The following is a 3086-nucleotide window of genomic DNA, read 5'->3' as shown; positions in this document are numbered from 1 at the left end:
TTGCTCTTTAAAAATTTGGAAAGCTGATAATTAAATTCTCGAATAACAAGCAATTGTTATTCAGAGTTTTCGAAAGAAAATGCCGATTAATCATTTAGTTGATTAATTAGCGTCTACTTTAGTATTACTTAACTTCTGGCGAAGTTAAAACTGTCTTTGACGATACAAACCATTTTGGGTTGTATGGTTAAGTGACTAAGCGTACACGGTGGATGCCTTGGCAGTTGGAGGCGATGAAGGACGTACTAACTTGCGATAAGCTAAGTCAAGCCAGTAAGAGGCACTTGAGACTTAGATTTCCGAATGGGGAAACCCACCGCTTAGCGGTATCTTACAGTGAATACATAGCTGTAAGAGGCAAACCGGGAGAACTGAAACATCTAAGTACCCCGAGGAAAAGAAATCAACCGAGATTCCGAAAGTAGCGGCGAGCGAAATCGGATTAGCCCTTAAGCTTCAGTGTAATTAGTGGAACCTTCTGGAAAGTTGGACGACACAGGGTGACAGTCCCGTACACGAAAATTTATCTGAAGTGAAATCGAGTAGGTCGGAGCACGTGAAACTTTGACTGAATATGGGGGGACCATCCTCCAAGGCTAAATACTCCCAACTGACCGATAGTGAACCAGTACCGTGAGGGAAAGGCGAAAAGAACCCCTGTGAGGGGAGTGAAATAGAACCTGAAACCGTGTACGTACAAGCAGTAGGAGCCCTTCGAGGGTGACTGCGTACCTTTTGTATAATGGGTCAGCGACTTATATTCTGTAGCAAGGTTAACCATTTAGGGGAGCCGTAGCGAAAGCGAGTCTTAACTGGGCGCTTAAGTTGCAGGGTATAGACCCGAAACCCGGTGATCTAGCCATGGGCAGGTTGAAGGTCAGGTAACACTGACTGGAGGACCGAACCCACTAACGTTGAAAAGTTAGGGGATGACCTGTGGCTAGGAGTGAAAGGCTAATCAAACCGGGAGATAGCTGGTTCTCCCCGAAATCTATTTAGGTAGAGCCTCGGACGAATACTTACGGGGGTAGAGCACTGTTAAGGCTAGGGGGTCATCCCGACTTACCAACCCTTTGCAAACTCCGAATACCGTAAAGTAATATCCGGGAGACACACGGTGGGTGCTAACGTCCATCGTGGAGAGGGAAACAACCCAGACCGTCAGCTAAGGTCCCAAAGTGTATGTTAAGTGGGAAACGATGTGGGAAGGCTAAAACAGCTAGGAGGTTGGCTTAGAAGCAGCCATCCTTTAAAGAAAGCGTAATAGCTCACTAGTCGAGTCGGCCTGCGCGGAAGATGTAACGGGGCTAAACATACCACCGAAGCTACGGCTGCATACATTAGTATGCGGGGTAGGGGAGCGTTCTGTAAGCGGCTGAAGGTGAACTGTAAGGTTTGCTGGACGTATCAGAAGTGCGAATGCTGACATGAGTAACGATAATGCGGGTGAAAAACCCGCACGCCGGAAGACCAAGGGTTCCTATCCCATGTTAATCAGGGTAGGGTGAGTCGACCCCTAAGGCGAGGCTGAAGAGCGTAGTCGATGGGAAACGGGTTAATATTCCCGTACTTGGTATAAATGCGATGGGGGGACGGAGCAGGCTAGGCAAGCATGGCGTTGGTTGTCCATGTGAAAGGCTGTAGGCTGGTGACTTAGGAAAATCCGGGTTGCTAAGGCTGAGAGTCGAGACGAGCCACTACGGTGGTGAAGTTGTTGATGCCCTACTTCCAGGAAAAGCCTCTAAGCTTCAGTTTATATCGAATCGTACCCTAAACCGACACAGGTGGTCAGGTAGAGAATACTAAGGCGCTTGAGAGAACTCGGGTGAAGGAACTAGGCAAAATTGTACCGTAACTTCGGGAGAAGGTACGCTCTTGTTTGTGAAGGACTTGCTCCATAAGCAGACGAGAGCCGCAGTGACCAGGTGGCTGGGACTGTTTATTAAAAACACAGCACTGTGCAAAATCGTAAGATGACGTATACGGTGTGACACCTGCCCGGTGCCGGAAGGTTAATTGATGGGGTTAGACTTAGGTCGAAGCTCTTGATCGAAGCCCCGGTAAACGGCGGCCGTAACTATAACGGTCCTAAGGTAGCGAAATTCCTTGTCGGGTAAGTTCCGACCTGCACGAATGGTGTAACCATGGCCACGCTGTCTCCACCCGAGACTCAGTGAAATTGAAATCGCAGTGAAGATGCTGTGTACCCGCGGCTAGACGGAAAGACCCCGTGAACCTTTACTACAGCTTGGCACTGAACATTGACCCTACATGTGTAGGATAGGTGGGAGGCTTTGAAGCACAGTCGCTAGATTGTGTGGAGCCGACCTTGAAATACCACCCTTGTAGTGTTGATGTTCTAACTTAGGTCCCTAATCGGGATTGAGGACAGTGCCTGGTGGGTAGTTTGACTGGGGCGGTCTCCTCCCAAAGAGTAACGGAGGAGCACGAAGGTTGGCTAAGTACGGTCGGACATCGTACGGTTAGTGTAATGGTAGAAGCCAGCTTAACTGCGAGACAGACACGTCGAGCAGGTACGAAAGTAGGTCATAGTGATCCGGTGGTTCTGAATGGAAGGGCCATCGCTCAACGGATAAAAGGTACTCCGGGGATAACAGGCTGATACCGCCCAAGAGTTCATATCGACGGCGGTGTTTGGCACCTCGATGTCGGCTCATCACATCCTGGGGCTGAAGTCGGTCCCAAGGGTATGGCTGTTCGCCATTTAAAGTGGTACGCGAGCTGGGTTTAGAACGTCGTGAGACAGTTCGGTCCCTATCTGCCGTGGGCGTTTGAGAATTGAGAGGGGCTGCTCCTAGTACGAGAGGACCGGAGTGGACGAACCGCTGGTGTTCGGGTTGTTATGCCAATAGCATTGCCCGGTAGCTACGTTCGGAATCGATAACCGCTGAAAGCATCTAAGCGGGAAGCGAGCCTCGAGATGAGTTCTCACTTTAACTTTAAGTTAACTGAAGGGCCGTTGAAGACTACAACGTTGATAGGCGAGATGTGGAAGTGCTGTGAGGCATTGAGCTAACTCGTACTAATTACCCGTGAGGCTTAACCATACAACGCCAAAGTGGTTT

The 3086-nt window shown here is 49.4% G+C and carries 1 rRNA gene; it reads left to right on the top strand.

The window, feature by feature from the left end:
- Positions 1–185: 185 nt before the first annotated feature.
- A 23S ribosomal RNA gene (locus N477_RS18520) occupies positions 186–3068 on the top strand.
- Positions 3069–3086: the final 18 nt, after the last annotated feature.

This window comes from Pseudoalteromonas luteoviolacea H33-S (assembly GCF_001625695.1).
Classification (GTDB): Bacteria; Pseudomonadota; Gammaproteobacteria; order Enterobacterales; family Alteromonadaceae; genus Pseudoalteromonas; species Pseudoalteromonas luteoviolacea_B.
Note: the sequence above shows the minus strand (reverse complement) of the source record. Positions and strands in the feature narration are given on the sequence as shown.